Origin of the sequence: Friedmanniella luteola (assembly GCF_900105065.1) — a bacterium.
GTDB classification, from domain to species: Bacteria; Actinomycetota; Actinomycetes; order Propionibacteriales; family Propionibacteriaceae; genus Microlunatus; species Microlunatus luteolus.
In genome coordinates this window covers 2,761,253-2,775,954 of record NZ_LT629749.1, presented here as the reverse complement: position 1 = coordinate 2,775,954, position 14,702 = coordinate 2,761,253, and the positions used below count along the sequence as shown (strand labels likewise).

Here is a 14,702-nt window from a genome sequence, read left to right as displayed (position 1 = left end):
ACCGCGGTCGACCGACGACCGCTCACAGCGGCGTCCAGTCCGCGTTCGCCCCGCAGACCACCAGGCAGGGCAGCGCGCCCGGCACGTCGCCGGCCAGCCAGGCCGCCAGGGGCACCGCGGCCGCCGGCTCGGTCGCGATCCGGCACTCCTCCCACAGCCGGTCCCGCGCCGCGACGATCGCCGCCTCCGACACCAGCACCGACCGGACGGCCCCGCTGCGGGCCCGCGGGGCCAGCACGTCGAAGGGCACCCGGCCGATCCGCGTCGCCCCCAGCGCCGAGGACGCCAGCGACTCCACGGGCGCGTCCACCGGGTGCCCGGCGACCAGGGCGTCGTGGACGGCGCTGCACCGCTCGGGTTCGGCGAGCACCAGCAGGCGCTCGCCCACCGCGAGGGCGCTGCCGGCCGACAGCCCGCCGCCGCCGGCGGCCACCACCACCGTGTCGACGTCCGGCGCGTCCGCGACCACCTCGGCGGCCACGGTGCCGTTCCCGGCCACCACCAGCGGGTCGTCGTAGGCGGGGATGTAGCGGTGCCCGGGGCGGGCCGCGAGCTCGGCGGCGGCCGCCGCGGCCTCGGCGTAGGTCGCCCCGGTGCGGACGAGGGTGACCCCCTTCGCGGCGATCCGGCGGGCCTTGACCTCCGGCACCGACGCGGGGACGAACACCGTGGCGGTGATGCCGAGCAGGGCCGCGGCCGTCGCCACGCCGAGCCCGTGGTTGCCACCGGACGCCGTCACCACGTGGTCGTGGGCGTGCCCCGCGAGCACCGCGTTCAGAGCGCCGCGCAGCTTGAACGAGCCGCTCAGCTGCAGCTGCTCGAGCTTGAGCACGAGCGGCCGGCCGTCGAGGCTGAGCCGGAGCAGCGGGGTGCGGCGGACGTAGGCCCGCAGCCGGTCGGCCGCCTCCGCCACGTCCCGGGTCGTGGGTGGGAGCACCGGGGTCACCAGAGTCACCCCCTCAGTCTCGTCCGCCGTGGCCCCGGGCGCGGGCACCGCCGCACCGCGTGGTCACAGGTCCTAAGATCACAGCATGCCGCTCGCAGGAGAGTACGAGCCCAGCCCCAGCGCCTTCGTGCGCGACCAGGTCGAGCGCTACGAGGCGACCGACGGCCGGGAGGCCGGGACCCTGGCGGGCACGGGCCTGCCCGTCGTCATCTTCACGACGCGCGGCAACAAGACCGGGAAGCTGCGCAAGACCCCGCTGATGCGCGTCGAGCACGGCGGCGCCTACCTCCTGGTGGCCAGCCAGGGCGGGGCGCCGAGCCACCCCGTCTGGTACCACAACCTCAAGGCCGACCCCACCGCGCTGGAGGTGCAGGACGGCGCCGACCGCTTCGACGCGACCGCCCGCGAGCTCGACGGCGACGAGCGGGAGCTGTGGTGGGGGCGAGCCGTCCAGGCCTACCCGAGCTACGCCGACTACCAGCGCAAGACCGACCGCCGCATCCCGGTGCTCCTCGCGGAGCGCCGGGTCGATGCCGGCAACGACGCAGAGGAGCACTCATGATCGACACCACCCCGTTCGGCCGGACCGGCCACGACAGCACGCGGGTCATCTTCGGCGCGGCGGCCTTCGGTGAGGTCACCCAGGACGAGGCCGACGAGACGATGGAGCTGATCCGCCGGCACGGGATCAACCACCTGGACACGGCGGCGAGCTACGGCGAGGCCGAGCTGCGGCTCGGCCCGTGGATGGCCGAGCACCGGTCCGAGTACTTCCTGGCCACGAAGACCGGCGAGCGCACCAAGGACGCGGCCTGGGCCGAGATCAACCGGTCGCTGGAGCGGCTGCAGACCGACCACGTCGACCTCCTGCAGCTGCACAACCTGGTGGACGAGGAGGAGTGGCGGACCGCCTTCGCCACCGGCGGCGCCCTCGAGGCGGCCGTCCGCGCCCGCGACGAGGGTCTGGTCCGGCACATCGGCGTCACCGGCCACGGGGTCACGGTGGCTGCGCAGCACCTGCGCTCGCTGGGAGAGTTCGAGTTCGACTCGGTCCTGCTGCCCTACAACTTCCCGATGACCCGCAACCGCGCGTACCTGGACGACTTCGAGGCCCTGACCGCGACCTGCGACGAGCGCGGCGTGGCCGTGCAGACGATCAAGTCCATCACCCGCGCACCGTGGGGTGACCGGGAGCAGACCGCCGCCACCTGGTACGAGCCGCTGCGGGACCAGGGCGCCATCGACACCGCCGTGGCCTGGGTGCTCGGCCGCGAGGGCGTCTTCCTCAACACCGTCGGTGACATCCACGTGCTGCCGATGGTGCTGGACGCGGCCGAGCGGGCCGACGGGCGTCCGGACGAGCAGGCCATGGAGCGCTTGGAGGCCGCCTTCGGCCTGGAACCGCTGTTCGTCTGAGCGGGTCGGCGGCCCGAGCGGGCCAGGGGGGACCAGGGTGCCGCGAACGCGGAGCGCTGGGCCCCCTCCTGGCGGGGTGAGGACGAGGACGGCGTCCCGTGCCCCGCGCCACGCCGGCTCACCGACGAGGCGCAGGCGACCGGGGTGCTCATCCGGCGCTCCGGTGGGTACTTGACCTCGGGACCCCCGGGGCCGGAACCTGCCGGTGGAACGGTGCCGTGCTTCTCCGGTCCCGCCGCCGCCCCCCCTCGTCCTCAGGAGCCCCGATGACCACCGTGGAAGCCAGCCCCACCGTCCTGTCCCGCACCGCCGCGCGAGCCGGCACCTCCGGCGTGGTCGTCGGCGCCCGGTCGGTCGCTCGCGGCGCACGGACGCCCAGGAGCTCGGCGTGGTGACCCGACGCTCCGCCCTGCTGCTCCTCGCCGCGCTCGGTCTCGGGCGCGGGAGCGCGCAGGCGGCCACCACGAGCCCGGCGACGACGCTGACCGTCACCCCGACCGGCGACTACTTCGCGACGGTCCAGGCCCACCTCAACACCTTGGCGAGGCGGGCCGACACGGGCACCCGCTACACCCTGCAGTTCGCGCCGGGCACCTACCACCTGCGCAACCAGTGGACGGTGACGGGCCTGCAGAACGTCCACCTCACGTCGCAGGACCCCGCGCACCCCGCCGTCCTGACCAAGGGCGCCACCTGGGGCGGGGAGTACATCGCCCGCTTCTACTTCGGGGCGAACATCCGGGTCTCCGACCTGAGCTTCGTCGGCAACCACGTCTACACGCCCGCGGACTCCGTCGTCCACTGGGCCGACCAGGGCCTCTGGTTCGCCTCCTGCCACGACACCCGCGTCGACCACTGCACCTTCACCGACATCGGCAACGCGGCCATCCGCCACAACACCTCGCTGGACGACGCGCCCGGGGTGCACTCCTACGACCACGTCATCGAGGACTGCACCTTCAACAACTGCTGGCAGGTCACCACCACCCAGGAGGGTGGCACGAAGCACGGTGGGTCGAGGTACTGGACCTTCCAGCGGAACACGCTGAACCGCATGAGAGGAGCCGTCAAGTTCGCCTCCCGCACCCCGGGCGCGCACCACGGCAAGATCCTGGACAACACCTGGACGCCGACCACCACCAACGCCGCGGTGGAGCTGTGCTCCGTCGACGAGGTCGAGGTCCGCGGCAACACCTTCACCGGGATCCGGGGGTTCGTCGTCAACGGCTACACCAACACCGCGCAACCCGTGGGCTTCCCCTGGGGCACCAACATCACCTTCGCCGGGAACACGGTCGACGGCGCCGGGGACGTCTTCCGGCTCTCCTTCGACGCCTACCCCAACGGCGCTGATCCCACCGGGTCGAACCTGGTGATCGACGACAACGACATCTCGCACGTGAGGACGACCGACTCCGACGCGATCCGGGTGGCCAACGGGCGCGTCGTCGGCCTCCGCTTCACCGACAACCGGTTCTCCGCGATGGGCAGCAGGATCGTGCACGCGTTCGGGTCGAGCACGGGCGTCGTGATCGCGGGCAACAGCCGCGACGGGGCCCGCTACCCCTGATCGGCGGGTCCGTCGCGGCGGATGCCGGTCGCTCCCGGGTGGGCACGCACGCGCAGCGGTGGGAACAGAGGGACTCGAACCCCCGACCCCCTGTTTGTAAGACAGGTGCTCTAACCAGCTGAGCTATGTTCCCGGGTCGTCGAGCCCGCGGGTCGGACTCCGGCCCCGGGTCGGCCGCTCAGACTAGTGCCCGGCACCCGCCCCGCCAAGCGTCGGTCGACGCGGCCCGTCGCCCTCGGGCCGACGGCGCTCCTGCACTAGGTTGACCTCAGGGGTGCCGGTGTCGTGCACCGCCGCTGCCGACCGAGCCGAGAGGGGACCGCCGTGGCCACGCCGTCCGCTGCCCCCCTGGCCGGGGGGCCCACCGGGTCGCTGCGGCCGGCCGTCTCGCGGTCGACCGCCCTGCTCGCCGGTGGCCTGACGGGCCTGCTCAGCCTGACCGGCATGCTGCGCCTCACCGCCGGCGCCTTCTCCGGACAGCTCTCGCGCTTCGCACTCGTCGTCGTGCTGCTGGCCATGCTGCCGTGGGTGGCCTACGTCGCCCACCGGGCCCGGCACGGCCGGATGACCACCCGCGCGCTGGTCGTCGTGCTCGGGCTGGTCGTGGTCGGCTTCGCCGCGGTGTGGCTGGCCGTCTTCGGTCCCGTGCTCGCCCTGCTCTGCTCGCTCGGGGCCTTCGCCGTGGTGTGGGTCAGCGACTGGCCCCAACGCCGCCCGCGCGGCGACGACCGGTTCGTGAGGATCGAGGAGCTGCAGCGCGACGAGGAGGAGTAGGGGAGAGGCGGGCTGTGCCCTCTCTCCTCGCCCCGCTCGGGGGCGGGTCGGCCTGTGCCCCCGGTCGACGTCGTCGCCCGGTCGGTGTTGCCCTCACGTCTCGTGGTCGGTGACTGCCTCGGTACTGCGACCGGTGGCCGCGTGGTCACCCGCACGCCACGACCGGCACTCTCCTGGGGTGCGGCGCGCTCAGCGGTCGAGGGTGAAGGCCAGGGCTGCGGCACCGAGCAGGCCGGCGTTCTCCAGCACGGCCGGCCGGACCTCGAGGTCGCGGACGTAGTCGAGCACCGCGAACGCGCGCAGGTGGCGGCGCAGCGGCTCGAAGACCACCTCGCCGGCCTTCGACACACCACCCCCCACCACGAAGGTGCGGACGTCCAGCTCCGTCGCGGTCGTCGCGATCCCGGCCGCCAGGGCCCGCATGCCGATCTCGATCACCTCCTGGGCGACCGGGTCGCCGGCGCGGGCATCGGCCGTCAGCGCCTTCGCGTCCTCGCCGACCCAGCCCCGCTCCTGCGCCGCGGCCACCATCGCGGGCCCGCGGGCGTACATCTCGGTGCAGCCGTGGCAGCCGCAGACGCAGCGGGGCCCCCAGGCGTTGACGCTGATGTGGCCGAGGTGCACGGCGTTGCCCGTGCTGCCGGCGAACAGCCGGTTGTCGATCACCGCGCCGCCGCCGACGCCGGTGGAGAGCACGAGACCCACCATCGTGTCGACGTCGCGGGCGGCCCCCAGCCAGTGCTCGCCCAGCGCGAAGCAGTGCCCGTCGCCCGCCAGCCCGACGACCGGGCTCTCGCCGGTGACCTCCTCGACGACGGCCGCCACCCGCGCGACCACCGGGAAGCCGCGCCAGGCGCCGATGTTGACCGGGGAGATCGTGCCCGCGGGCGTGTCCACCGGACCGGCGCTGCCGATGCCCACCCGCAGCGGCGCCCCGGCCGGCCGGTCGGCGAGGACGGCCCGGATGGCCTCGGCGGCCGGGCTGAACACCTCGTCGGCGTCGTCCGAGCGCGGCGTCGGCCGGACCGTGCTCGCACCCAGCGCGCCCTGGTCGTCGACCAGCGCCACCGCGATCTTGGTCCCGCCGATGTCGACGGCCAGCACCTGCTCGCTCATGCCACGTCCTCCCAGCCTCGCCCGCCCCGGGTGGCGGGCGCCCCGGCAGCCTAGTGTCCGGCGCCCGCGCCGAGGGGGACGGCCGGCGGCGGGCCTCCCCGGCGGCGACGAGGCCACCGACTCAGTAGAGTGGAGGACCGTGGCTGGCCCAGACTTCTCCGCAGACCTCGCAACGCTCGACATGTCGTTGAGCTCGATCGAGGCCGTCATCGACCCCGCGGGGCTCAAGGTGGAGATCGCCGAGCTCCAGGAGGCGGTCTCCGCGCCCGACCTGTGGGACGACACCGACAACGCCCAGCGCGTCACCTCGCGGCTGTCCGCGCTGCAGTCCGACGTCGACCGGGTCGAGGCGCTGCGGTCCCGGCTCGACGACCTGGCCGTGCTGGTCGAGCTCGGCCAGGAGGAGGGCGACGCCGCCAGCATGGCGGAGGCCGAGACCGAGCTCACCGCCCTGCAGCGCTCGATCGAGGCCCTCGAGGTCCGCACGCTGCTGGCGGGTGAGTACGACGAGCGCGAGGCGCTGGTCACCATCCGCTCCGAGGCGGGCGGGATCGACGCGGCCGACTTCGCCGCCATGCTGCTGCGGATGTACCTGCGCTGGGCCGAGCGGCACCGCTACCCGACGGAGGTCTACGACACCTCCTACGCCGAGGAGGCGGGCATCAAGTCCGCCACCTTCGCGGTCAAGGCCCCGTTCGCCTACGGCACGCTGTCGGTCGAGCAGGGCACCCACCGGCTGGTGCGGATCTCGCCCTTCGACAACCAGGGCCGCCGCCAGACCTCCTTCGCCGGCGTCGAGGTGCTCCCGGTGACCGAGGCCACCGACCACATCGACATCCCGGAGGGCGAGCTGCGGATCGACGTCTTCCGCTCCTCCGGGCCCGGCGGGCAGAGCGTCAACACCACCGACTCGGCCGTCCGCATCACCCACCTGCCGACGGGCATCGTCGTCTCCTGCCAGAACGAGAAGTCCCAGCTGCAGAACAAGGCCGCCGCCCTCCGGGTGCTGCAGTCCCGGCTGCTGGAGAAGGTCCGGCACGACCGCGAGACCGAGATGAACGCCCTCAAGGGTGACGGCAGCAACAGCTGGGGCTCCCAGATGCGCTCCTACGTGCTGCACCCCTACCAGATGGTGAAGGACCTGCGGACCGACTTCGAGGTCTCCAGCCCGGACGCGGTCTTCGACGGCGACATCGACGGCTTCATCGACTCCGGGATCCGCTGGCGCCGCACGAGCGAGCTCGCCGCCAGCTGAGGCTGCCGCACCCCGCCCGACGCGCGCGCCCGCGCGGAACCGGGTGGGCACGGGTCGTTCACCTAGACTCGTCCCTGGCCGTCCGGCGCCGCACGCGATGCCGTCGGAGACGTCAACGGGTGCAGAGGCAGGGCAGTGATTCGTTTCGAGGGTGTGACCAAGACCTACGACGGGCAGCGGAGGTCCGCGCTCGACGACGTCAGCGTCGACATCGACAAGGGGGAGTTCGTCTTCCTCGTCGGGGCCTCGGGTTCGGGCAAGTCCACCTTCCTGCGGCTCATCCTGCGGGAGCAGCGGTCGACCCGCGGCAAGGTGTTCGTGGCCGGCCGGGAGCTGAACAAGCTGCACAGCTGGAAGATCCCCGCGATGCGGCGTCAGATCGGCACCGTGTTCCAGGACTTCCGGTTGCTGCCGAACAAGACCGTCACCGAGAACGTGGCCTTCGCCCTCCAGGTGATCGGCAAGCCCGCCTCCACGATCAAGCGGGTCGTGCCCGAGGTGCTGGAGCTGGTCGGACTGGACGGCAAGGGCGGCCGGCTGCCCGAGGAGCTCTCCGGCGGTGAGCAGCAGCGCGTCGCCATCGCCCGCGCCTTCGTCAACCGGCCGATGATCCTGATCGCCGACGAGCCCACCGGGAACCTCGACCCGGCCACGAGCGTGGGCATCATGAAGCTGCTCGACCGCATCAACCGGGCCGACACCACCGTGCTGATGGCCACCCACGACTCGACGATCGTCGACCAGATGCGCAAGCGCGTCATCGAGCTCGACGACGGACAGGTCGTCCGCGACCAGAGCAAGGGCGTCTACGGCTACCAGTGAGCCGGCCCGTCCCGGTGGCCGGCCCCCGCGCCGCCCGCACCCACCCGCACGACTGAGGACTGCAGATGCGTTTCCGCCATATCTTCTCCGAGACCGCCGCCGGTCTCCGTCAGAACCTCACGATGACCCTCGCGGTCATCATGACGATGTGGGTGTCCCTCTCCCTCTTCGGTGCGGGGCTGCTGGCCAACCAGCAGGTCGACCTGATGAAGGGCGACTGGTACGACAAGATCGAGATCTCGATCTTCCTCTGCACCCCTGACGTCCAGGGCGACAACTGCGACCCGGGCCAGGGGGCGACGGACGCGCAGAAGGACCTGATCCGCCAGACCCTCGTCGCGAACCCCGAGGTGGCGCCGGAGGGGGTGTTCTTCGAGAGCAAGGAGGACGCCTACGAGGAGTTCACCAAGGCCTACGCCGGCTCCCCGATCCGCGACTCGCTGACCGTCGACCAGATGCAGGAGTCGTTCCGGGTCAAGCTCAAGGACCCCGAGCAGTACCAGGGTGTCGTCAGCTCGGTGATCGGGCTCAAGGGCGTGCAGAAGGTGCAGGACCTGCGGCAGTACCTGGACCCCTTCTTCAGCTGGCTGAACCTGCTGCAGTGGGGCACCCTCGGCGCCTCGGCGCTGCTGCTCTTCGCGGCCGCCCTGCAGATCGGGAACACGATCCGGCTGGCCACCTTCGCGCGCCGCCGGGAGATCGGGATCATGCGGCTGGTCGGGGCGAGCAACCTCTATATCACGTTGCCCTTCCTTCTGGAAGCGCTGATCTCCGCGGTCATCGGAGCCGGGTTGGCCTGCGCAACACTGGCATCAGGCGTTTACTTCGTCATCATGCGTAAAGCTGAAGTCTCACTGCAGGCTTTACCTTGGATTGGCTGGTCCCAGGCGGGATGGGCGATGGCGGGGGTTGCCGCCGTCGGGCTCGTCCTGTCTATAGTCCCCACGCTAGTCACCACCAGGAAGTACTTGAGAGTCTGAGTTCCGAGGTAACCCTCAGTCTCAACTCGAGGGTCGGGGTCGAGGGCGAGAACGTCCTCGGGTCCTGGTTGGTGGAGACATCAACTGGGATTGGGAGATGGCTGTGGTTCCGGATCTTCCCCACGTCACCTGTGACGTTCCGGGCGACAGCGGTGCACCTCACGGTGGTCGCTTCGCACGGCTGAGGTCAGTCTTCGGACGCCTCCGCATGAGCACGCCCGCCGGATCGTCGGCGGCCTCGGCGGCCCGACGGCTGCGCGTCCACCTCTCGGTGACGGTGCTCGCGGTGTCGGTCGCGTCGGCCCTGACGGTGGCGCTCTTCGTGCCCGTCGCCGCCGCCGACAGCCTGTCGGACCGACGCGACCAGGTGGCGCAGGCGATGGCCCGCAGCAAGAGCGACCTCACCGAGTCGAGCCAGGCGCTGGCTGCCGCCGGCGCCGCTCTCTCCGCGGCCCAGGGTCGCCTGGACGGCGCCCGCGCGGAGCTGGCCCGCACCCAGGACGAGCTCGCGGCCGCCCGGGCCCGGGACGTGGCCATGGCGGCGAAGCTCGAGAAGGCGCAGGCTGAGCTCGCCAGGGCCAAGGCCGCCGTCGTCGCAGGCCAGAAGGCGCTCGACGCGAAGAAGCGGCTGGCCGGCACCATGGTGCGGGACCAGTACCAGCAGCAGACCAACCTCATGCCGATCGCGCTGCTGCTGGAGAACACCTCGACGTCGGACCTGCAGACCCGGCTGCAGTGGTCCACGACGATGTTCGACACGACCGGCAAGGCCATCGAGGAGCTCAAGGCGCTCCAGGTCGAGCTGGAGGCCGAGAAGGCCCGCCAGGCCGAGCTGGAGGCCCAGGTGGCCGCCGCCCGCAAGGAGGCCGCGGCGAACCTCCAGGTCAAGAAGACGTTGCAGGCGCAGGCCGCCGCCCAGGAGGCCAACGTGGCCGCCCTCGTCCAGCAGCAGGCGGCCGTCGAGGCCTCCGCCGCCCACGAGGTCGCCGCGGACCGCGCCCAGTACGCCAGGCTCGCGCAGGAACGGGCCTCGGTCGAGAAGCGGATCGCCGCCCGCATCGCCAGGGCCAAGGCCGAGGCGGCCGCCCGTCAGGCCGCCGAGCAGCGGGCCCGGCAGGCCGCCGCCCGCAAGGCCGCCGCCCGGGCCGCGGCCGAGGCCCGGCGGGCCGAGGAACAGGCCCGCAAGCCCGAGCGGCGCAGCCCGTCGTCCGGAGGCTCCTCCTCGGGGGGGTCGTCCGCCGCCGGCAGCAGCTCGTCGCGTGGGTCCAGCTCCGGTGGCAGCTCCTCGGGCGGGTCCAGCTCGGCCGGCAGCTCGTCGGGGGGCTCGGCCTCGCACGGCTTCAGCTACCCGGTGTCCGCCCCGATCACCTCGCCCTTCGGCAACCGGTTCCACCCGGTGCTGCACGTCTGGAAGCTGCACGACGGCACCGACTTCGGCGCCGGGTGCGGCACCGCGATCCACGCGCCCTACGCCGGCCGGGTGGCCGAGCGCTACTACAACGGCGGCTACGGCAACCGGCTGATGATCGACCACGGGATGGTGGACGGTCGCTTCGTCACCACCGGCTACAACCACGCGATCCGCTACACCGTCTCGGTCGGCCAGCACGTCAGCAAGGGCCAGGTGATCGGCTACGTCGGCACCACCGGGTACTCCACCGGGTGCCACCTGCACCTGATGGTCTGGGTGAACGGCGGCCTGACCAACCCGATGACGTGGTTCTGAGAACCCTGCACGTCGACCAGACGGTGAGATCGTGACGCTCGGGGTGGCGGTCCTGGGGGCGGGCAGCATCGCCTCCGCGCACCTCGACGCCTACCGGCGGCAGCCGGAGGTCGAGGTGGTCGCGGTCGCGGACCGGCACCGGGAGCGCGCCACCGCCCTGGCGGCGCGGCACGGCGTCGAGCGGGCGCACGGCAGCGTCGAGGAGCTGCTCGCCGACGACCGGGTGCAGGCCGTCAGCCTCTGCACGGCGAACGCCTCGCACGCCGCGCTGGCGGTGGCCGTCCTGCAGGCGGGCCGGCACGTGCTGGTGGAGAAGCCGCTCGCCACGACCCTGGCTGACGCCGTGGCCGTCGAGGAGGCGGCGGTGGCCAGCGGACGGGTGGCCCAGGTCGGGTTCGTCCGCCGGTACTCCGGCAACGTCGTGGCGCTCAAGCGGTTCGTGGACGCTGGGGAGCTCGGCGAGATCTACTACGCCCGGGCGACCAACCTGCGCCGGGCCGGTCACCCCGGCGGCTGGTACGGCGACCGCGAGCGTTCCGGCGGCGGGCCGCTCATCGACATCGGCAGCCACGTCCTGGACCTCGGCTGGTACCTGATGGGCCGGCCCCGGCCGGTCAGCGTCAGCGGGAACACCTACGCGCGCCTGGGTGAGCGGCCGGGCCTCGGGCCCCGCCGCTACCGGGCGACCGACACCGGTCGGGCCGGCTCCGTCGAGGACCTGGCCAACGCCGTCCTCCGCTTCGCCAACGGGGCCTCGATGCTGCTCGAGGCGAGCTACTCCCTGCACGCACCGGAGGACCGGCTCAGCGTGTCGGTGCACGGCGACCGGGGCGGGGCCGACGTGGAGCCCGAGTTGCGGATCGCCACGGAGCGGCACGGCACGATGGTCAACCTGACGCCGCAGATCGACCACCTCAGCTTCGACGCCGACGAGGGCTTCGGCGGCGAGATCGGGAACTTCGTCCGCGCCTGCCTGGGGCAGGAGCCCTCGCTGGCGCCGGTCGCGGACGGCGTGGCGGTGACCCGGATGGTCGAGGCCGTCTACGCCTCGGCGGCCGCCGGCCGGGAGGTCCTGCTCGACCCCGCCTGAGGTGCGAGGAGGGCGGAAAGCCCGGAGCGGCCCGGGGCGGCGCGCAGGTAGAGTGCCGGTGCCGCGGGGAGCAGGCGGTGATGGCCTCCACCACGGGCTGGACCGGCGGCGGAGAGGATGAGGACATGCCGAAGGAGAAGGGCGTCAAGCCCGTCGCGCAGAACCGCAAGGCGCGGCACGACTACAACATCCTGGACACCTACGAGGCGGGCGTGGTCCTCGGGGGCACCGAGGTCAAGTCGTTGCGCGAGGGCCGGGCCAGCCTCGCCGACGCCTTCGCGACCGTCGACGAGGGGGAGGTGTGGCTGCGCAACGCCCACATCCCGGAGTACAGCCACGGCACCTGGACCAACCACACCGCCCGCCGCACCCGGAAGCTGCTGCTCAACCGTCGCGAGATCAGCCGTCTGGAGCGCGACCTGGCCGGCGCCGGGACCACCCTGATCCCGCTCTCCATCTACTTCTCCGACGGCTACGCCAAGGTCGAGATCGCGCTGGCCACCGGCAAGCGCGAGTACGACAAGCGCCAGACCCTGTCCGAGCGGGAGGGCAAGCGCGAGGCCGAGCGCGCGCTGGCCGCCCGCAACCGGGGGGAGCGGGGTTGAGCGGGAGGGCCGGCCCCCTCGTCCCCGTCGCCCTGCGCCGCCTGCTGCTGGCCTCGGCCGCCCTCGGGCTCGCGCTGGGCGGCACCGTCGTCGCCGCCCCGCCGGCGCTGGCGGCCACCGAGGACCAGATCGACTCCTTCCGCATCGCCTACGACCTCCAGCCCAGCGGGGTGCTGCAGGTGGAGGAGACCATCGTCTGGCGGTTCGGCGCCGACTCGGGTCGCCACGGCATCCAGCGCGACCTCGTCGAGCGCGAGCCCTTCGACGACACCCAGGACGCGGTCTACGACGTGACGGACATCCGGGTCAGCAGCCCCGACCCGGTGTCGACGCAGTACTCCTCCCGCACCACCGAGGACGACGGCGGCCGGACCGAGCTGCTCAACGTCCGGATCGGTGACCCCGACCGCACCATCAGCGGGCCCACGGCCACCTATGTCCTCAGCTACCGGGTGACGGGGGCGGTGCGCGGCTCCCCGGGCTACGACGAGCTGTTCTGGGACGCGCCGGGCTTCGGCAACCCGCGGATCGAGGACCTGCAGATCACCGCGGCGGTGCCCGGCGGGGCGCAGGAGGTGAGCTGCTTCGTCGGTCCGCCCGGGCGGCAGAGCACCACGCCGTGCCCGACGGCGCGGAAGACCGCGGACGGCGCCGCGTTCGCCGCCACCGACGTGGCCCAGGGCAGCGGGCTCTCGTTCGGCGTCAAGATCGCCCCCGGCCTCGTCGCCGACAACCGCCCGCACCTCGAGCCGGACGGCTCCGAGCTGAGTGCGGGGGAGCGGGCGGGGCTGGTCGGCGCCGGCGTCGCGGGACTCGGCCTGCTGGTCGGGTCACCTCTGGTCGGGGTGCTGTGGTGGCGTCGGCACGGCCGCGACCAGCGCTACGAGGGTCTGGCCCCGGGGACCACGCCCTACGCGGGGCAGACGGCGCGGGTCGTGCCGAACGACCCCGACCTCCCCATCCCGGTGGCCTTCGCGCCGCCGCGCATCCCGGTCGCCGAGGCGGGGCTGCTCCTCGACGGCCAGGTGGACGCCCGCGAGACCGCGGCCACGATCGTCGACCTCGCGGTCCGCGGCGCCCTGCAGGTGCACAGCACCAGCGAGGACGACTTCCGCGTCACCCTGGTGGACCCGGACCGGGCCACCGCCCCCCACGAGATGGTCCTGCTGACCGACGTGTTCGGCGGCCGGCCGCCGGGCGCCACGACCGACCTCTCCACGCGCGGCAGCATGCTCAGCGCGCACCGGGCCATGACGACCTCGGTGATCAACCAGGTGACGGCGCGCGGCTGGTTCCGCAAGGTGCCCTCGGGCACGGCGACGGGCAGCGCCGGGTTCGGGCTGATCGCCGTGGTGGCCTTCGCGGCGTTCGGCCTGGGCGCCTGGGTGCTCTGGGTGGTGCTGCCGCTGCTGCCGGTGCTGGTCACCTACCTGGTCATCCGGAGCAAGCTGCGCCGCGGCCAGCGGACCGCCGACGGGCGCGCCGTGTGCGACCAGGTCGAGGGCTTCCGGACCTACCTGGCCACCGCCGAGGCCGACCAGCTGCGGTTCGAGGAGGGGGAGGACATCTTCTCGAAGTACCTGCCCTGGGCGATCGTCTTCGAGCTGGCCGACCGGTGGGCCGACCTCTGCGGCCAGCTCGCCGCCGCCGGCCGGCTGCCCGACACGACACCGTCCTGGTACACCGGCAACTTCTACGGCGGCTACTTCAACACCGCCTTCCTCACCTCGAACCTGACGGCGGCGGCCACCCCGGCGCCGTCCACCTCGGGCAGCAGCGGCACCGGTTTCGGGGGCGGCAGCTCGTTCGGCGGCGGCGGCTTCTCCGGTGGCGGTGGCGGCGGCGGGGGCAGCAGCAGCTGGTGACCGCCGCCGCCCCGGCCGGCGTGCTCGGGTCTAGCGGACCTCGACGAGGTCGACGACGAAGATCAGGGTCTCGCCGGGCTTGATGACGCCGCCGGCGCCCCGGTCGCCGTAGCCGAGGTGGGGCGGGATCACCAGCTGGCGGCGGCCGCCCACCTTCATCCCCTGGACGCCCTGGTCCCAGCCGGCGATGACGCGGCCGGCGCCCAGGGGGAAGTCGAGCGGGGCGCCGCGGTTGTAGGAGGCGTCGAACTCCTCACCGGTGCTGTGCGCCACGCCGACGTAGTGCACCAGCACCTGGTCGCCGGCCTTGGCCTCGGCGCCGCTGCCCACGGTGATGTCGGTGGCGACCAGCTCCGCGGGGGGCGGGCCGTCGGGCAAGTCGATCTCGGGCTTCTGTGCAGTCATGGTGTCCAACCTAGAGGCCGGTGCGGCCGGGTCGAGGCGGCACCCCGGCCCGCTCTCGGGGGGCCGTCGACCCGGACGGCTCGGGGTCGACCCGGGGGAGTGCCGGATGGTCGCGGCTCGCCCGGAGGAGCA

Annotated in this window: 15 protein-coding genes and 1 tRNA gene; 12 read left to right on the top strand and 4 right to left on the bottom strand. The window is 73.0% G+C overall.

Features of this window, described 5'->3' with window-relative positions; translation table 11 throughout:
- Positions 1–22 precede the first annotated feature (22 nt).
- Entirely contained in the window at positions 23–955 is a 933-nt protein-coding gene (locus tag BLT72_RS13035) for a serine/threonine dehydratase (RefSeq protein ID WP_197677022.1), read from the bottom strand.
- 76 nt (positions 956–1,031) lie between these two features.
- Between BLT72_RS13035 and BLT72_RS13030 the strand changes: the two genes are divergently transcribed.
- The 4 genes from BLT72_RS13030 (at position 1,032) to BLT72_RS13020 (ending at position 3,932) form a co-directional block, all read left to right on the top strand.
- Complete coding sequence (locus BLT72_RS13030) at positions 1,032–1,508, top strand: nitroreductase family deazaflavin-dependent oxidoreductase (protein WP_091413330.1); 477 nt, start codon at positions 1,032–1,034, stop codon at positions 1,506–1,508.
- Positions 1,505–2,362 (top strand): aldo/keto reductase, encoded by an 858-nt coding sequence (locus BLT72_RS13025; protein ID WP_091413327.1) that lies wholly within the window; start codon positions 1,505–1,507, stop codon positions 2,360–2,362. The genes BLT72_RS13030 and BLT72_RS13025 overlap by 4 nt, the downstream gene beginning before the upstream one ends.
- A gap of 266 nt (positions 2,363–2,628) precedes the next feature.
- Positions 2,629–2,757 (top strand): hypothetical protein, encoded by a 129-nt coding sequence (locus BLT72_RS23320; RefSeq protein ID WP_280949221.1) that lies wholly within the window; start codon positions 2,629–2,631, stop codon positions 2,755–2,757.
- Complete coding sequence (locus BLT72_RS13020; RefSeq protein WP_157720477.1) at positions 2,751–3,932, top strand: right-handed parallel beta-helix repeat-containing protein; 1,182 nt, start codon at positions 2,751–2,753, stop codon at positions 3,930–3,932. Before BLT72_RS23320 ends, BLT72_RS13020 begins: the two co-directional genes overlap by 7 nt.
- A gap of 59 nt (positions 3,933–3,991) precedes the next feature.
- On the opposite strand, the gene BLT72_RS13015 is transcribed toward BLT72_RS13020, so the two are convergent.
- Positions 3,992–4,065 (bottom strand) — tRNA-Val (locus tag BLT72_RS13015).
- Positions 4,066–4,256: 191 nt separating this feature from the next.
- Here BLT72_RS13015 and BLT72_RS13010 point away from each other — a divergent pair.
- A complete protein-coding gene (locus BLT72_RS13010; RefSeq protein ID WP_091413323.1) occupies positions 4,257–4,706 on the top strand; it encodes a hypothetical protein in 450 nt (149 codons plus the stop codon).
- Positions 4,707–4,895: 189 nt separating this feature from the next.
- Here the strand turns inward: BLT72_RS13010 and BLT72_RS13005 are convergent, their stop codons facing one another.
- Entirely contained in the window at positions 4,896–5,822 is a 927-nt protein-coding gene (locus BLT72_RS13005) for an ROK family protein (protein ID WP_091413321.1), read from the bottom strand.
- A gap of 181 nt (positions 5,823–6,003) precedes the next feature.
- Between BLT72_RS13005 and prfB the strand changes: the two genes are divergently transcribed.
- The 7 genes from prfB (at position 6,004) to BLT72_RS12970 (ending at position 14,165) form a co-directional block, all read left to right on the top strand.
- Positions 6,004–7,077 carry a peptide chain release factor 2 gene (prfB, locus tag BLT72_RS13000; RefSeq protein WP_231930634.1) on the top strand — a complete coding sequence of 358 codons (1,074 nt, stop codon included), beginning with the start codon at positions 6,004–6,006 and terminating at the stop codon, positions 7,075–7,077.
- Positions 7,078–7,212: 135 nt separating this feature from the next.
- Complete coding sequence (ftsE, locus tag BLT72_RS12995) at positions 7,213–7,899, top strand: cell division ATP-binding protein FtsE (RefSeq protein WP_091413319.1); 687 nt, start codon at positions 7,213–7,215, stop codon at positions 7,897–7,899.
- Positions 7,900–7,964: 65 nt separating this feature from the next.
- A complete protein-coding gene (ftsX, locus tag BLT72_RS12990) occupies positions 7,965–8,879 on the top strand; it encodes a permease-like cell division protein FtsX (RefSeq protein WP_091413317.1) in 915 nt (304 codons plus the stop codon).
- A gap of 208 nt (positions 8,880–9,087) precedes the next feature.
- Positions 9,088–10,605 carry a M23 family metallopeptidase gene (locus tag BLT72_RS12985; protein ID WP_091413315.1) on the top strand — a complete coding sequence of 506 codons (1,518 nt, stop codon included), beginning with the start codon at positions 9,088–9,090 and terminating at the stop codon, positions 10,603–10,605.
- 31 nt (positions 10,606–10,636) lie between these two features.
- Positions 10,637–11,695 carry a Gfo/Idh/MocA family protein gene (locus BLT72_RS12980; protein ID WP_231930040.1) on the top strand — a complete coding sequence of 353 codons (1,059 nt, stop codon included), beginning with the start codon at positions 10,637–10,639 and terminating at the stop codon, positions 11,693–11,695.
- A gap of 125 nt (positions 11,696–11,820) precedes the next feature.
- Positions 11,821–12,300: an SsrA-binding protein SmpB gene (gene smpB / locus BLT72_RS12975; RefSeq protein ID WP_091413312.1), complete on the top strand. Its 480-nt coding sequence runs from the start codon at positions 11,821–11,823 to the stop codon at positions 12,298–12,300.
- Complete coding sequence (locus BLT72_RS12970) at positions 12,297–14,165, top strand: DUF2207 domain-containing protein (protein WP_091413310.1); 1,869 nt, start codon at positions 12,297–12,299, stop codon at positions 14,163–14,165. The genes smpB and BLT72_RS12970 overlap by 4 nt, the downstream gene beginning before the upstream one ends.
- A gap of 30 nt (positions 14,166–14,195) precedes the next feature.
- Here BLT72_RS12970 and BLT72_RS12965 read toward each other — a convergent pair whose 3' ends face one another.
- Positions 14,196–14,570: an FKBP-type peptidyl-prolyl cis-trans isomerase gene (locus tag BLT72_RS12965; protein WP_091413307.1), complete on the bottom strand. Its 375-nt coding sequence runs from the start codon at positions 14,568–14,570 to the stop codon at positions 14,196–14,198.
- Between the last annotated feature and the right edge of the window lie 132 nt (positions 14,571–14,702).